Below are 14,366 nucleotides of genomic sequence, written 5' to 3'. Positions count from 1 at the left end.
GACCATGCGCCCGGGACCACACGCCCCGGGCCATGCGCCCCGGACTACGCGCCCCCGCCGCTCCGCTGCCGGTCGTTGAACTCCCGGACGTTGCGCAGATGCTCCTGGTAGTCCGCGGTGAAGCGGGTGTCGCCCGGCTTGACGGTGACGAAGTACAGCCAGTCGCCGGCAGGCGGGGCGCCGGCCGCCTTCAGCGCGTCCGCCCCGGGGTTGTCGATCGGGGTGGGCGGCAGGCCCGGGTACCGGTAGGTGTTGTACGGGCTCTTGGTCCGGGTGTCGGCGTGGCTGGTGCGCAGGGTGCTGCGGCCCAGCGCGTAGTTGATCGTCGAGTCCATCTGGAGCGGCATGTGCCGCGCGAGCCGGTTGGTGATGACCCGGGCCACCTTGCCCATGTCGGCCGGCCGGTCCGCCTCGGCCTGCACGATGCTGGCGATCACCACCGTCCGGTAGGAGGTGATGTGGTCGTCGGCGAGCCGCTGGTTGGCGGTCTTGACCATGTACGACACCAGTGACGCCGGCGTGGTGTCCGAGTCGATCGGATACGTCGCCGGGAAGAGGTAGCCCTCCGGGTTGCCCTTGGCCTCGGCCGGCAGCGGGAGCCGCGCGCTCCTGGCGGCCTTCGCGGTGGAGCCGCTCGGCCGATGCAGTGCCTTGTCGGCGGCGGCGTAGATCTGTCCGGCGCGCTGTCCTTCCGGGACCGTCAGCGTCTCCCCCGGCCCGCGCAGCAGTCGCGGCACGAGCACCACGGCGAGGACGACCAGGACGGCCAGCACGGCCACAAGAATGAGCCGGCCGGTGCGGGAGAACCGCGGAGCCGGCCGGCGATTGGTGCGCTGCACGTCGCTCATGAGGGCACGGTAGGCCACGGCCTGACGGAAGGGGGCCGGCCACCCCCGGATCGTTGCCGACGAGGGAGAGCGTTCACCCTGTCGTCATATCGCCCACACCCGCTCTCCCGCACCGCCGCACACACCCTCCCTCACCAGGGGCAACATCCGGACCGATGCATCGGCCACCGGGGGGGCCGGCCGCCGCCCCGGACCGTCGGAGCCGCGTTCCCGCCCCCGCCGGCGGCCGGCTCCCGGGCCCGTACAGCGCCCGGCCGCTACGCCCGACCCCCGGCCCGTACCGCGCCAGGCCGCTACGCCCGACCCCCGGCCCGTACCGCGCCAGGCCGCTACGCCCGGCGCCCGTCCCCGATCCGTCGGTCGCGGCCCGCGCCCATGCCCAGCAGTGCGATGCCCGCGCACACGGCGAGCAGCAGCAGAAGCGGCACCGTCCAGCCGCCGGTGGCCTGGTGGACGGCGCCGAGGACCAGCGGGCCGGCGGCGGCCAGCAGATAGCCGCCGGACTGGGACATGCCGGAGAGGCGGGCGGCGGTGTGTGCGTCACCGGAGCGCAGCACCATCATCGTCAGGGCCAGCCCCAGCGCACCGCCCTGCCCGGTGCCGAGCAGCGCCGCCCACAGCCAGGCGCCCGCCACCGGCGCCAGCAGCAGCCCGGTCACACCACAGGCCATCAGTGCGGCCACCGCCACACCCAGCAGCCGCTGCCGCCGCATCCGCCCCGCGAGCATCGGCACGACGAACGAACCGGCCATCTGCACCAGCGTGCTGAAGGCGAAGACCAGGCCCGCCGTGGCCTTGTCCATCCCGTGGTCGGTGAAGATCGTCGGCATCCAGGCGATGATCACGTACGCGACCAGGGACTGCGAGCCCATGAAGAGCGTGACCTGCCAGGCCAACGGGGAGCGGCTCAGCTTCGGGCCGTCCTGCGGCGCGGGCGCGGTGGTGGCCGCGGGCGTGCCGTGGCCGGTGCCGCGCCGGGTCAGCAACGCCTGCGGGACCCAGACCACCGCGGCGACGGCGGCCAGCAGCGACCAGGAGACCAGCGAACCCTGCCAGCCGCCGAGCGCGTTCTCCAGCGGGACCGCGGTGGCCGCCGAGACGGTGGCGCCCAGGATCATCGCCGTCGAGTACAGCGCCGTCATGCCGGCGGCCCGCTCGGGGAAGTCCCGTTTGATCAGGCCCGGCATCAGCACGTTCAGCAGGGCTATGGACGCGCCGACCACCGCGCAGCCGACGAACAGCGCGACCATCGGCGGCGCGATCCGCAGCACGATCCCGCCGCACAGGGTGACCAGCGCCCCGCACAGCACCGCCTCGGTGCCCCAGCGGGCCGCCAGCTTCGGCGCGGCGATCGAACCCAGGCCCATGAAGATCAGCGGGATGGTGGTCACCAGGCTGCTGGCGGCCGCGGCGAGGTGGAAGTGCGCGCCGATCTCACCGAGCAGCGGGGAGACCCCGGCCAGCGCCGCCCGCATGTTGAGCGCGGCAAGGACGATCCCGGCCAGGAGCAGCGCGGGGTGCCCGGCCCGCAGCCGCCGTCGGGCCGCGGTGACGGGTGGCGCCGCGACCAGCTCCTCCTCGGCGTCGATCAAGGGCGCTTCCGACCAGGGAGTTTCGAGCCGGAGCGCTTGGGACCGGGCTGCTTCGGACCGATGTGCTTCGGGCCGGTGTGCTTCGGAGGGGGGCGATGACATGCGTACGTACCTCACCAAACGTGTTCGCGGGAGTCTTGGGGATGCCGGGGGAGGCGGGACGGGGAACGGCCGGTGAGGAGCGTCGCCGGCTGTCAGCCACCAGGCCCTAGGGGGTGCCGGACGGCTCCGCGGCGCCCCACCGGCTCTCGGCGCCCAGCAGCGCTTCGACGGCCCGTTTCGGCTTCTCCAGCAGGTCGCGGGTGGCGCGCTCCGCCGCCGCCGGGTCGCCCGCCTCGATCGCCTCCAGGACGGCACGGTGATCGCCGTGCACGATCTGCGGCATCGCCTGATCGTCCAGCGCGCTGACCAGCGCCTCCCGCACCGAGCTGCTGAACCATCCGTACGTCGCGGTCAGCGCCGTGTTGTGGGCGGCCTCGACCACGGCTCTGTGGAAGGCGATGTCATGGTCGGCGTAGAGCTCCAGGCTGTCCGCGCGGGGCCGCCCGTCCGCGTCCGCCAGCTCGGCCTGGGCGTCCAGGGCCGCGCGCATCCGCTCCAGGTCGGCGGGCCGGTGCCGCAGCGCGGCCAGCCGGGCGGCCTCCGCCTCCAGTGCGATCCGCAGCTCCAGGACGTCGCGGATACCGGCCCGTTGGACGCCGCGCATCAGGTCGCCGGGGTCCGCGGTGGAGACGACGAACGTGCCCTCGCCCTGCCGTGACCGCAGCAGCCCGGCGTGCACCAGCACCCGTACTGCCTCACGGACGGTGTTCCGGCCGACCTGGAGCTGCTCGGCGAGTGCGTGCTCGCCGGGGATACGGGACCCCACCGGCCACTCCCCGCCCGAGAGCTGGGTCCGCAGGGCGTCGACGACGGTGTCCACGAGGGAGTGTCGCCCCGCTGCCTGCAGTGCCATGTCCGTGTCGCCCCGTTCCTGCGCCGTTTCCGCGGCGTGCTCGCGCCTTCGCGGTACCGGCCGTGTTGCCCGGTCATCCTACAACTGATGGTTTCAGCGTACACATAAGCCGTGAGGTCCGAGCGGGCCGGGGGTGGGGCCCCGGCCGATCCCGGGGCCCCACCCGTCTCACAACCCGACGTCCCGCCCCTGGATGTCCGCCAGGGACTCCCGCCGTACGAGCACCCGCGCCCGGCCGTCGGCGACCGCGATGACCGGCGGACGCCCCACCAGGTTGTAACCGGAGGCCATGGAGAGGTGGTACGCGCCGGCGACCGGCACGGCCAGCAGGTCCCCGGGCCGGATGTCGCCGGGCAGCTGGACATCGGTGGCGAGCACGTCACCGGCCTCGCAGTGCCGGCCGACGACGGTGACCGGCTCCGGCGCGGCGGGCGAGGCCCGGCCGACCAGCCGGGGCGCGTAGCGCACCCCGTACAGCGCGGGCCGCGGGTTGTCGCTCATTCCACCGTCCACCGCCACGAACGTGTGCGCCCCGGTCCGTTTGACGGCCAGCACCCGGTAGAGCACCACACCGGCCGGACCCACGACGGCGCGGCCGGGCTCGACGGCCAGCCGTGGCACCGGCAGCCCTGCCGCCGCACAGCCGCGCGCCAGCTCCGCACGGATCCGGGTGCCCAGCGCGACGGTGTCGAGCGCGGGCTCGCCGGGGCGGTACGCGACCCCGTGGCCACCGCCGAGGTCCAGCTCGGGCAGGGTGACGCCGTGCTGCTCACGTATCCGGGCGAGCAGGCCGACCAGCCGCCGGACGGCCGACAGATACGGCTTGACGGTGGTGATCTGGGAGCCCAAGTGGCAGTGCAGGCCGACCAGTTCGAGACGTGGCTGGCTGAGGACCCGGGTGATGGCGTGCTGCGCGGAGCCGTCGGCGATCGACAGCCCGAACTTCTGGTCGTCGGTCCCCGTGCGGATCTTCGCGTGGCCGCCCGCGGCGATCCCCGGCACGACCCTGATCAGCACCTTCTGCCGGCTCTCCGCCGGAACCGCGGCGGCCAGCCGGGCGATCTCCGAGGTGGAGTCGATGACGATGCGGCCGACGCCGAACCGCAGCGCGGTCCGCAGGTCGGCCGGGCTCTTGGCGTTGCCGTGCAGCACGATCCGCTCGGCGGGGAAGCCGGTGGTCACGGCCAGCTCCAGCTCGCCCGCGGAGCAGACGTCCAGGCCGAGGCCCTCCTCCTGCACCCAGTGGATCAGGGCGCGGCACAGGAACGCCTTGGCCGCGTAGTAGACGTCGGCGCCGGGAAAGGCGCGCAGGTAGGTGCGGCAGCGGTGGCGCACCTCGTCCTCGTCCAGGACGTAGGTGGGGGTGCCGAAGCGGTCGGCCAGCTCGGTGAGCGGCACCCCGGCCACCGCGACGTCACCGCGGGCGAGCGGTACCGCGGAGGCCGGCCAGACGGACCGGACGGCGATACGGGGCGTGGCGGTACGGGGGGCGGCCGGCCGCGCGCCCGGTGGGGACGCCGGCGCGGGCGCGGACGCCGGTGCGGACGACGGGGCGGGCGAGGCGGCCACGGTGGCGGCCGGCGGGGCGCCGGCTTCCTGCGCGGCCCGGGGCAGCGTGCTGTGACTCATGCGCCGTCACCCCTCACACGGCCCGTAGGTGCTGGTGCGCGCGCGGCATCCGCGCCACCTCGGGCGTCAGCCGCGGGTTGGTCACCACGGTGGCCCCGACGGGTTCGGCCAGCGCGCGCAGGGCGGGCTCGGAGAGCCGGATCCAGGGCTGGCCGGCGCCGAGGGCCGCGGCCAGCCGCTGGGCGGAGGTGAAGCCGACGGCGGTACGGCCACCGAGCGGCGTGCGGAACAGACGGGCCGTACAGCCCGCGGGGCCCGACCGGACGGGGACGAACAAGGGCCCGGCCGGGACACGATCAGAAGGCTCGGGATCTTCCGCGTAGAGGTGGTGGGACACGGCGTTGCTCCTCGAACAGGACATCGGCCGCCCCGGACCGGTGGATGACGCTTGCGCCGGGGCTCGGCTCTGACGACGCTATGCCCGGGGAACGGACCCCTCCGCCGCTCGCTGACGCGTCATTGACGGGTTAGGGACGCTACTTGACGCGATGCTGCTGCCCGGTGGCCGATTGTGGGACGGCGGTGACAACCGGGCACCTCGCACCCTGTCCCCCACCCGTGGACGGGACCGCCGGACCGCGCTTGACCTCGGCGCCCGGGACCGCGCTCGACCGTGGCCCCCGGGACCACGCTTGACCTTGACACTGTGGAAAGCATTCCACTGGGAGGCGTCATGTTCACCATCGGAGACTTCGCCCGGTACGGCCGCGTGTCGGCCCGCATGCTGCGCCACTACGACGCGATCGGGCTGCTGCGCCCGGCCCGTACCGACCCCGTCAGCGGCTACCGCTTCTACGAGGCGGCCCAGCTCGCCCGGCTCAACCGCATCATCGCCCTCAAGGACCTCGGATTCAGCCTCCAGCAGGTGGCGGCGATCCTGGCGGAGGAGCTGAGCGCCGAGGAACTGCGCGGCATGCTGCGGCTGCGGCAGGCGGAGCTGGAGGCGGCGCTGACGGCGGCCGGTGCGCGGCTGACGCAGGTCGAGGCGAGGCTCCGGACGATCGAGAGTGAGGGACGCATGTCTGCCGACGATGTGGTGGTCAAGCGCACCAGAACGGTTCTGCTCGCCGAGCTGCGCGGGGTCGCCGCCAGTTACGGGCCGGAGGACATCGGACCGGTGATCACGCCGCTCTACGCCGAGCTGTGCCGGCTGCTGGAGACCGCCGGGGTGACTCCGGCGGGACCGGGACTGGCGTACTACGAGGCCGTGGCGGGGGACGCCGCGGCGCACGAGGAGGGCGGCGACGGGGCCGTCGTCGTCCACGCGGGACTCGCGGTCACCTCGGAGGCGCTGGCCAAGGCGGGCGCCACACACGACGGCTCGACGGGCCGCCCCGGCGTCCCCGACGCGACCGGCCTCGGCTTCGACGTCGTCACCGTGCCCGGCCTGGAGTGCGCGGCCACGGTGGTGCACCGCGGCCCGATGAGCCGGATCCTGCCCACCGCGCAGAACCTCGCGCACTGGATCGACGAGAACGGCTACCGCTCCGCCGGGTACGCCCGTGAGCTGTACCTGGAGTGCCCGCCGGATCAGGAGAAGTGGGTCACGGAGATCCAGGAACCGGTGGCCAGGGCTTAGCCGAACCGGCCACCGGTCGGACCGCAGGAGGCGGGAGCCGCCCCCGCCCCCTGCGCACGCCGCCGCACCCGGCCCCGCCCGGACCACACCTCCGCCCGGACTACACCCCCGCCGACGCCCCCGCCCGGGCCGGCGCGGCCTCCGCGCCGCCGTCCGCCCCCGTACCGCGGCCGCCGCTCCCGCCGTGCCCCGCACCGCCCGCGTCGCCGCCACGCCGGACGACCGCCAGCACCAGCAGCCCCGCCGCCAGCGCCACCACACCGGAGATCAGCATGATGTGCGTCAGCCCGGTGACGTAGGCCGCACCGACCGCCGCGCGGGACGTGCCGGGCCCGAGACCGTGCAGCGCGTCGGCGAAGACCGTGCCGAGGAGGGCGATGCCCAGCGCATAGCCCAGCTGCCGGAAGGTGTTCACCGCACCGCTCGCCATGCCGGCCCGCTGCGGGGGCGCCGCGCCGAGCGCCGCCGAGACCAGCACCGGCATCGCCGTCCCGATGCCCAGCCCGCTCACCGCGAGCCCGGGCACCAGCGCCGCCCAGCCCGAGCCGGCGCCGAGCAGCGCGTACTGCAGCAGCGCACCGGCACCCACCAACAACAGGCCGATCCCGACCGGGAGTTGCGGAGCCGCCCGCTGGAGGTACCGGCCGCCCAGCGCGCCGACCAGCAGCGACGTCAGCGCCATCGGCGTGACGGCCAGACCCGCCTGCACCGGGCTCAGCCCGAGGACGTTCTGCACCCACAGCCCGACGAACGTCAGGTACGGGAACGCCGCCGCCTGCAGCAGCAGCGCCGCCGCCATCAGCGCCGCGAACGACGGCCGGCGCAGCAGCCCCAGATCGAGCAGCGGCCGGCGCACCCGCCGCTCCACGACGAGGAACACCAGCAGCGCGAGCGCGGCGCCCCCCAGCGCGACGAGCGTGCCGCGCTCGGTCCAGCCCCGTTCGCCGCCGCGCATCAGCCCGTACGTCAGCGCGCCCGCACAGGCCGTGAACGCCGCGGCGCCGGGCCAGTCGATGCGGGCGGCGGCGCTCCCCCTGCCGGGGTCCGTCCGAGGGTGCGCGCCGTCGCCGTGCGACTCGCCGACCCAGCGCAGCGTGATCCACACCGCGACCGCGGTCAGCGGCAGATTGACCAGGAAGATCGCCCGCCAGTCCGCGTACTCGGTGAGCACGCCGCCCAGTACGGGGCCGATCGCGGCCGCGGCGCCACTGGTGCCGCCCCAGACGCCGAACGCCACACCGCGGTCCCGGCCCTGGTAAGCGGCCATCAGCAGCGGGGTGTTGGTGGCGAACATCGCCGCCGCGCCCACGCCTTGGACGGCCCGCGCCGCGACCAGCAGGCCCGCGTCCGGGGCCAGTCCGCAGGCCAGCGAGGCGAGCGCGAACAGCGTCAGCCCGGCCACGTAGAGCCGGCGCCGCCCGAAGAGGTCCGCCGCCGAGCCCGCGACCATCAGCAGCGCGGCCAGCGCCAGCGCGTAGATGTCCATCACCCACTGGAGCGAGGTGAAGGACGCGTGCAGCCCGTCGGCTATCCGGGGCAGCGCGGTGTTCACGATCGTCACATCGACCAGCAGCAGGAAGTTCCCGAGCGTCACGGCGACCAGGGGCCACCACTTCCCGCCCGTTCGTCCTGCCGCCGTCCCGGTTGCGCTCTGCATGACCAGGTGTCCTCCGTTGTCGTGTCGCGCCCGTCCGCCGTCCCGGGCACCGTGGGGCCGAGGGACCGCGGAGACGCGGAAGTGCGGAATCGCGGGCCGCGACACCGCGACCGCGCGCAAAGGCCACGGCGGCCGCCGTCGGGCGGCGGGTGCCGTGGGGTGTGGCCCCCACCGTCCGTTGCCCGGCCGGGCGCGTCCCAGCCAACTGACTCCCGGCGGCGCAATCCGACACGCGCTAGCCTCGAACGGTGAAAACCGACGCGAAGGCCGCCAGCGCCGGCGACGGCTTCGACGCGCTCGACCGCCGGCTCGCCCACGCGCTGCAGCTCGACGGCCGGGCGTCGTTCAGCAGCATCGCGGCCGTGCTCGGCGTCTCCGACCAGACCGTCGCCCGGCGCTACAGCCGGCTCCGCACCAACGGCACGCTCAAGGTGCTGGGACTGGCCGAAGCCCGGGCGCTGGGCGAGGTCGAATGGATGGTCCGGGTGCAGTGCACACCGGAGGCCGCGGTGCCCGTCGCCGAGGCACTGGCGCGCCGCTCGGACACCTCCTGGGTCAGCCTGATGTCCGGCGGCACCGAGATCACCGCGGTCTGCCGCGCGGCCAGCAGCGAGCACAGCGACGCCCTGCTGCTGCAGAAGCTGCCGCGCACCCCGAGCGTCGTCGGCGTCACCGCGCACTGCCTGCTGCACGAGTTCTACGGCGGCCCGCGCGGCATCATCAGCAAGTCCGGCGCGCTGACCGACGAGGAGATCGCCCGGCTGAACCCGCCGCCACGGGACCCGGAAGCGGAGCCGTTCGCGCTACCGGTGCGGCTCGGCGACGCCGATCGCCGGCTCTTCGACGCGCTCGCCCGTGACGGCCGCACGCCGCTGGCCGAACTCGCCGCCGTCACCGGCTGGTCGCCCACCACCGTCCGCCGCCGCCTCGTCGAACTGCGCGCGTCCGGGACGCTGTACTACGACATCGACTACGACCTGCGGCAGTACGGATACGGCGTGATGGTCGCCCTGTGGCTGTCCGTCGCACCGGCCGAACTCGCCGCCACCGGCGAGGCGTTGGCGGCCCACCCCGAGGTCGCCTTCGCCGGCGCCACCACCGGGCCGAACAACCTCTTCGCGTCCGTGCTGTGCCGGGACGTCGGCGCCCTCTACACCTATCTGACGACCCGCGTCGCGGCGCTGCCCGGCGTCCGGACGATGGAGAGCGCGCCCCGCATCCGCCAGGTCAAGGGGCCGGGACCGCTGACCGTCACCGCTCCGGCCGGCCCGGGACGGCGCCGGTGAGCCCCCGGCCGGTCCCGGCGCCGGGCTCCCTGATGGAGCCGCCGCGCCGCGGACAGCCCTGGTGGTCCGGCCGCAACCCGCTGATCTGGGCGCGCGACTGGGTGCGTTCGACGCCCGGTACCCACATCTGGCTGCTGGTCATCGGCGTCACCAGCCTGGTGATCGCCTCCGCCTCCGAGGGGCTGGAGCAGTTCCTCGTCCACCGCACCAGCAGCAACATCCACGAACTGAACGAGCATCCGCTGCCGTCGCTGCTCATCAGCGGCTTCTGGATCGAACGCCCCGCGTCGTTCCTGCTCTACGTGGTGATGTTCGAGCTGCTGCACGCCAACGTGGAGCGTTGGGTGGGGACCTGGCGCTGGCTGCTGACCGTCGGCGGCGCGCACATCGCCGCCACCCTGGCCAGCCAGGAACTGGTGCTGCTGGCCATCGAGGGCCACCGGCTGCCGCGCTCGATGACCCATGTCGTGGACATCGGCGTCTCCTACGGCCTGGCCGCGGCCGCCGGCCTGCTGACCTACCGGCTGCTGCCGCCCTGGCGCTACGGCTACCTCGTCGCGGTGCTGGTCTTCTTCGGCATCCCCCTGACGACCGGCGCGACCTTCACCGACTTCGGCCACGCCATCGCACTGACCATGGGCTTCGCCGCCTGGCCCCTGACCCCGGCCGCCACCGCCGGAACAGCGGACGAGGAAGCCGAGAGCGAGCCGTAGCGGAACTCGCGCACGGACCGGAGGGAAGGCTGAGGGCGGGGCCGAGGGGGTGCGGGCGGGGGCGGGGGCCCTAGGGCCGGGGCGAACAGATCCCGTAGGGGGCGGGAGGCCCCCCTGCGGGGCCACAACGTGGGGGCGGGGGACGGGTATTCCCGTGGTGGGCACCCGGTACCGGGCACCCGTACTGCGCCCGCGCCCGCCCGGGACGCCGGCCGCCGTGCGACGGGGGTGGCCGAGGCGGAGTCGGGTCCCGCCGCCGGGGCGGAGTCGGTCCGCCCCGCCGCGGGTGCCCCCGGCTCGCCTCACAGGCCGTACAGGCGCTCCAGGACGGTCGCGATGCCGTCGTCCTCGTTGGAGGCGGTGACCTCGTCCGCGACGGCCTTCAGCTCGTCGTGGGCGTTGGCCATGGCCACGCCGTGGGCGGCCCAGGCGAACATCGGGATGTCGTTGGGCATGTCGCCGAACGCCACCGTCTGCTTCGCGGTCAGCCCCAGGCGGCGGGCGGCCAGCGACAGGCCAGTGGCCTTCGTCAGGCCCAGCGGCAGCAGTTCGACGATGCCCTCACCGGCCACCGTCACGCCCACCAGATCCCCGGCCACCTGGCGCGCGGCGAGCGCCAGCGCGTCGTCGTCGAGCGTCGGGTGCTGGAGGTAGACCTTGTTGAGCGGGGCCGCCCACAGCTCGCCGGGGTCGTCGATCATGACGTTCGGCAGCGGGCCCTCCTGGACCCGGTAGCCGGGGCCGACCAGCACCTCGCCCTCCAGGCCGTCCCGGCTCGCCGCCAGGAACAGCGGGCCGACCTCCGCCTCGATCTTGGACAGCGCGAGCCCGGCCAGCTGGCGGTCGAGCGTCACCGACGTCAGGAGGCGGTGCTCACCGGCGTGGTAGACCTGCCCGCCCTGGCCGCACACCGCGAGGCCCTCGTAGTCGAGGGCGTCGAGGATGTGCCGGGTCCAGGGCACCGCACGGCCGGTGACGACGATGTGCGCCGCGCCCGCCGCGGTGGCCGCGGCGAGCGCCTGACGGGTGCGCTCGGAGACGGTGTCGTCCGGACGCAGCAGCGTGCCGTCGAGATCCGTCGCGATGAGCGTGTACGGCAGCGGCGGGACGGCCGCCGGAGCTGGTGCGCTCACTTGGCGAGGGGCTCCAGGATCTCCCGTCCGCCCAGGTAGGGGCGGAGCACCTCGGGGACGCGCACGGAGCCGTCCGCCTGCTGGTGGTTCTCGAAGATCGCCACGATCGTGCGCGGGACGGCGCAGAGCGTGCCGTTGAGCGTCGCGAGCGGCCGCACCTTCTGCTTGCCGTCGACGGATTCGCGCATCCGGACCGACAGCCGGCGGGCCTGGAACTCGTCGCAGTTCGAGGCCGAGGTCAGCTCGCGGTACTTGCCCTGGGTGGGGATCCACGCCTCGCAGTCGAACTTGCGGGAGGCCGAGGCGCCGAGGTCACCGGTGGCGACGTCGATCACCTGGAACGGCAGCTCCAGACCGGTCAGCCACTGCTTCTCCCAGTCGAGCAGCCGCTGGTGCTCGGCCTGCGCGTCCTCCGGCGCGACGTACGAGAACATCTCGACCTTGTCGAACTGGTGGACCCGGAAGATGCCACGGGTGTCCTTGCCGTACGTGCCGGCCTCGCGGCGGAAGCACGGGGAGAAACCGGCGTAGCGCAGCGGCAGCTGGCTCGCGTCGACGATCTCGTCCATGTGGTACGCGGCGAGCGGGACCTCGGAGGTGCCGACCAGGTAGTAGTCGTCCTTCTCCAGGTGGTAGACGTTCTCGGCGGCCTGGCCGAGGAAGCCGGTGCCCTCCATGGCGTGCGGACGCACCAGCGCGGGCGTCAGCATCGGCACGAAGCCGGCCTCGGTGGCCTGGGCGATGGCCGCGTTGACGAGGGCGAGCTCCAGCAGCGCGCCGACGCCCGTCAGGTAGTAGAACCGCGAGCCGGAGACCTTGGCGGCTCGCTCCACGTCGATGGCGCCGAGAGCCTGGCCGATCTCCAGGTGGTCCTTGGGCTCGAAGCCCTCGGTGCCGAAGTCGCGGATCGTGCCGTGCGTCTCCAGGACCCGGAAGTCCTCCTCACCGCCGACGGGGACGTCGGGGTGGACGAGGTTGCCGAGCTTCAGCAGCAGCTGCTGGGTCTCTTCCTTGGCCTCGTCCTGGGCGGCGTCGGCGGCCTTGACGGCCGCGGCGAGCTCGCCGGCCTTCTTCAGCAGCTCGGCCTTCTCGTCGCCGGCGGCCTTGGGGATGAGCTTGCCGAGCGACTTCTGCTCGGCACGCAGCTCGTCGAAGCGGACGCTGGACGACCTGCGCCGCTCGTCGGCGGAGAGAAGCGCGTCGACGAGGTCGACGTCCTCTCCACGGACGCGCTGGGACGCGCGCACACGGTCGGGGTCCTCACGGAGCAGGCGAAGGTCAATCACACCCCCAGGCTACCGGGGCCGCACCCCGCCCCTCGACGCGATATTCCCCGGCAAATCGCTTTGCCCGTTTTGCGCGATTTATCCCGTGGTGCGGCAGGGTGTGTGAAGAGGGTGTCGAGAGGCCGGGAAGTGGCGCGGCGGATAGCGGGAGAAGTGGAGGGGGAGGGAGGGGGCGGGGTGCGCGGAACGGAATTCCGGATGTCCGCGATGGGGCTTTCGCGGGGGCGGGCGCCGGGTGATCCACTATGGGGAGAGCGGGAGTTGGGCCGCTGGTTTTCCCCGGACCTCCCCTGGTTGTCCACAGGGGGCGAGGGTTTCCGGATTCTTATCCACAGGCTGTGTGTGAGATCTGTGGAAGTCGGAGTTGATCATTCCGCTCCCGAAATGGTCCACTATGGATTCTCTGTCCAAACCCCGTTCACACACTCTTTCGTGTGGGATTGCCTCGCTCTAAAGGATTGATCGCGCGAATTGTGCTGACGGTGCCCGAGGCTGGGCGCTGTGGAGTGATGTGGATGGGTGTGGTGTCAGTAGGGCGATATGTCGACTGTGTCCGACTCTTGTGTCGACTTACCCACAGGTCGAGAACCGAGCCTGTGGATAACTTTGTGGACAACTCACACCCGCTCCGGAAGCCGCAGGTCGGGCCCGGACGCGAGCGCGCCGGGACGGCTCAGCGACGCCCGTCCAGGCAGCGCGCCAGCCAGTCCGACGCCTCGGTGAACGCGGTGTCCGACATCTCCCGCCGCACGGTCGGCGTCATCTCGTCCGCCCGCGGATACGAACCCAGGAACCGCACGTCCCGGCAGACCCGCTTGAGGCCCATCAGCACCTCGCTGACCCGGCGGTCGGTGACGTGCCCCTCGCAGTCCACCGAGAAGCAGTAGCGGCCGATGCCCTCACCGGTCGGCCGGGACTCGATCCGCATCATGCTGACGCCCCGGACCGCGTACTCCTGCAGCAGCTCCAGCAGCGCACCCGGGTGGTCCTCGGCCAGCCACAGCACGACCGAGGTCTTGTCCGCGCCGGTGGGCGCCGCCGGCCGGGCCGGGCGGCCCACCAGGACGAAGCGGGTGGCCGCGTTCTCCGCGTCGTGGATGTCGGTGACCAGCGGCGTCAGGCCGTACGTCGTCGCCGCGAACTCACCCGCGAAGGCGCCGTCGTAACGGCCCTCCTGCACCAGCCGCGCACCGTCGGCGTTCGAGGCCGCCGACTCCCACACCGCCTCCGGGAGTTGGGCCGCCAGCCACTTGCGCACCTGCGGCTGCGCGACCGGGTGGCCGGTCACCGTCTTGACGTCGTCGAGCGCCGTGCCGGGGCGTACCAGCAGCGCGAAGGCGATCGGCAGCAGCACCTCGCGGTAGATCATCAGCGGCTCGCCGGCGGCGAGTTCGTCGAGGGTGGTGGTGACCCCGCCCTCGACGGAGTTCTCGATCGGCACCAGAGCCGCGGCGGCGTCACCGGCGCGCACCGCGTCCAGCGCCGCCGGCACCGACACCATCGGCACCAGCTCGCGGGTCGCCGCCTCGGGCAGGCTGCGCAGCGCGGCCTCGGTGAACGTGCCCGCGGGGCCGAGATACGTATAGCGGCTGGCCGACATCGTTGAGCACTCCCTCGCGTAACTGCGGGGGCACCCCGCCGATCTACTCCCTGCCCTGCCACGATACCCAGCGCCCCCGGCCGCCGGG

General features: G+C 73.5%; 12 protein-coding genes. 3 read left to right on the top strand and 9 right to left on the bottom strand.

Annotated features, from left to right (window positions below; all coding sequences use genetic code 11):
• Nucleotides 1–44: 44 nt before the first annotated feature.
• The 5 genes from mltG to SL103_RS35205 all read right to left on the bottom strand — a co-directional run bounded on the left by mltG (nt 45) and on the right by SL103_RS35205 (nt 5,361).
• Nucleotides 45–848, bottom strand: coding sequence for an endolytic transglycosylase MltG (gene mltG, locus SL103_RS35225; RefSeq protein WP_069574424.1), 804 nt, complete (start codon nt 846–848; stop codon nt 45–47).
• A gap of 329 nt (nt 849–1,177) precedes the next feature.
• Entirely contained in the window at nt 1,178–2,440 is a 1,263-nt protein-coding gene (locus SL103_RS35220) for a CynX/NimT family MFS transporter (RefSeq protein WP_069573120.1), read from the bottom strand.
• Between the two features lie 208 nt (nt 2,441–2,648).
• Nucleotides 2,649–3,395: a FadR/GntR family transcriptional regulator gene (locus tag SL103_RS35215; RefSeq protein ID WP_069573119.1), complete on the bottom strand. Its 747-nt coding sequence runs from the start codon at nt 3,393–3,395 to the stop codon at nt 2,649–2,651.
• Nucleotides 3,396–3,563: 168 nt separating this feature from the next.
• Nucleotides 3,564–5,024: a diaminopimelate decarboxylase gene (gene lysA / locus SL103_RS35210; protein ID WP_079146147.1), complete on the bottom strand. Its 1,461-nt coding sequence runs from the start codon at nt 5,022–5,024 to the stop codon at nt 3,564–3,566.
• 13 nt (nt 5,025–5,037) lie between these two features.
• A complete protein-coding gene (locus SL103_RS35205) occupies nt 5,038–5,361 on the bottom strand; it encodes an SAV_915 family protein (protein ID WP_069573118.1) in 324 nt (107 codons plus the stop codon).
• A 336-nt stretch (nt 5,362–5,697) separates the two neighbouring features.
• On the opposite strand from SL103_RS35205, the gene SL103_RS35200 reads away from it, so the two are divergent.
• Nucleotides 5,698–6,603: a MerR family transcriptional regulator gene (locus SL103_RS35200; RefSeq protein WP_069573117.1), complete on the top strand. Its 906-nt coding sequence runs from the start codon at nt 5,698–5,700 to the stop codon at nt 6,601–6,603.
• A 100-nt stretch (nt 6,604–6,703) separates the two neighbouring features.
• On the opposite strand, the gene SL103_RS35195 is transcribed toward SL103_RS35200, so the two are convergent.
• Nucleotides 6,704–8,260 carry an MFS transporter gene (locus SL103_RS35195; protein WP_069573116.1) on the bottom strand — a complete coding sequence of 519 codons (1,557 nt, stop codon included), beginning with the start codon at nt 8,258–8,260 and terminating at the stop codon, nt 6,704–6,706.
• A 248-nt stretch (nt 8,261–8,508) separates the two neighbouring features.
• On the opposite strand from SL103_RS35195, the gene SL103_RS35190 reads away from it, so the two are divergent.
• Both SL103_RS35190 and SL103_RS35185 read left to right on the top strand, forming a co-directional pair.
• Nucleotides 8,509–9,546 carry an Lrp/AsnC family transcriptional regulator gene (locus SL103_RS35190; RefSeq protein WP_069573114.1) on the top strand — a complete coding sequence of 346 codons (1,038 nt, stop codon included), beginning with the start codon at nt 8,509–8,511 and terminating at the stop codon, nt 9,544–9,546.
• A gap of 32 nt (nt 9,547–9,578) precedes the next feature.
• On the top strand, nt 9,579–10,259 hold the full coding sequence (locus SL103_RS35185) for a rhomboid-like protein (RefSeq protein ID WP_069574420.1): 681 nt from the start codon (nt 9,579–9,581) through the stop codon (nt 10,257–10,259).
• Between the two features lie 302 nt (nt 10,260–10,561).
• Here SL103_RS35185 and SL103_RS35180 read toward each other — a convergent pair whose 3' ends face one another.
• The 3 genes from SL103_RS35180 to pheA form a co-directional block, all read right to left on the bottom strand.
• A complete protein-coding gene (locus SL103_RS35180; RefSeq protein ID WP_069573113.1) occupies nt 10,562–11,392 on the bottom strand; it encodes an HAD family hydrolase in 831 nt (276 codons plus the stop codon).
• Entirely contained in the window at nt 11,389–12,678 is a 1,290-nt protein-coding gene (gene serS / locus SL103_RS35175) for a serine--tRNA ligase (protein ID WP_069573112.1), read from the bottom strand. Before serS ends, SL103_RS35180 begins: the two co-directional genes overlap by 4 nt.
• A 673-nt stretch (nt 12,679–13,351) precedes the next feature.
• On the bottom strand, nt 13,352–14,278 hold the full coding sequence (gene pheA / locus SL103_RS35170; RefSeq protein WP_069573111.1) for a prephenate dehydratase: 927 nt from the start codon (nt 14,276–14,278) through the stop codon (nt 13,352–13,354).
• Nucleotides 14,279–14,366 lie beyond the last annotated feature (88 nt).

It is taken from the genome of Streptomyces lydicus (assembly GCF_001729485.1).
GTDB lineage: Bacteria > Actinomycetota > Actinomycetes > Streptomycetales > Streptomycetaceae > Streptomyces > Streptomyces lydicus_D.
This window is presented reverse-complemented; position numbering and strand designations above follow the sequence as displayed.

What these genes read in the sequence shown, in the direction of transcription:
- SL103_RS35185 (WP_069574420.1), top strand. Translation starts at nt 9,579, where the DNA reads ATGGAGCCGCCGCGCCGCGGACAGCCCTGGTGGTCCGGCCGCAACCCG.
- pheA (WP_069573111.1), bottom strand. Translation starts at nt 14,278, where the DNA reads ATGTCGGCCAGCCGCTATACGTATCTCGGCCCCGCGGGCACGTTCACC.
- SL103_RS35200 (WP_069573117.1), top strand. Translation starts at nt 5,698, where the DNA reads ATGTTCACCATCGGAGACTTCGCCCGGTACGGCCGCGTGTCGGCCCGC.
- lysA (WP_079146147.1), bottom strand. Translation starts at nt 5,024, where the DNA reads ATGAGTCACAGCACGCTGCCCCGGGCCGCGCAGGAAGCCGGCGCCCCG.
- mltG (WP_069574424.1), bottom strand. Translation starts at nt 848, where the DNA reads ATGAGCGACGTGCAGCGCACCAATCGCCGGCCGGCTCCGCGGTTCTCC.
- SL103_RS35215 (WP_069573119.1), bottom strand. Translation starts at nt 3,395, where the DNA reads ATGGCACTGCAGGCAGCGGGGCGACACTCCCTCGTGGACACCGTCGTC.
- SL103_RS35195 (WP_069573116.1), bottom strand. Translation starts at nt 8,260, where the DNA reads ATGCAGAGCGCAACCGGGACGGCGGCAGGACGAACGGGCGGGAAGTGG.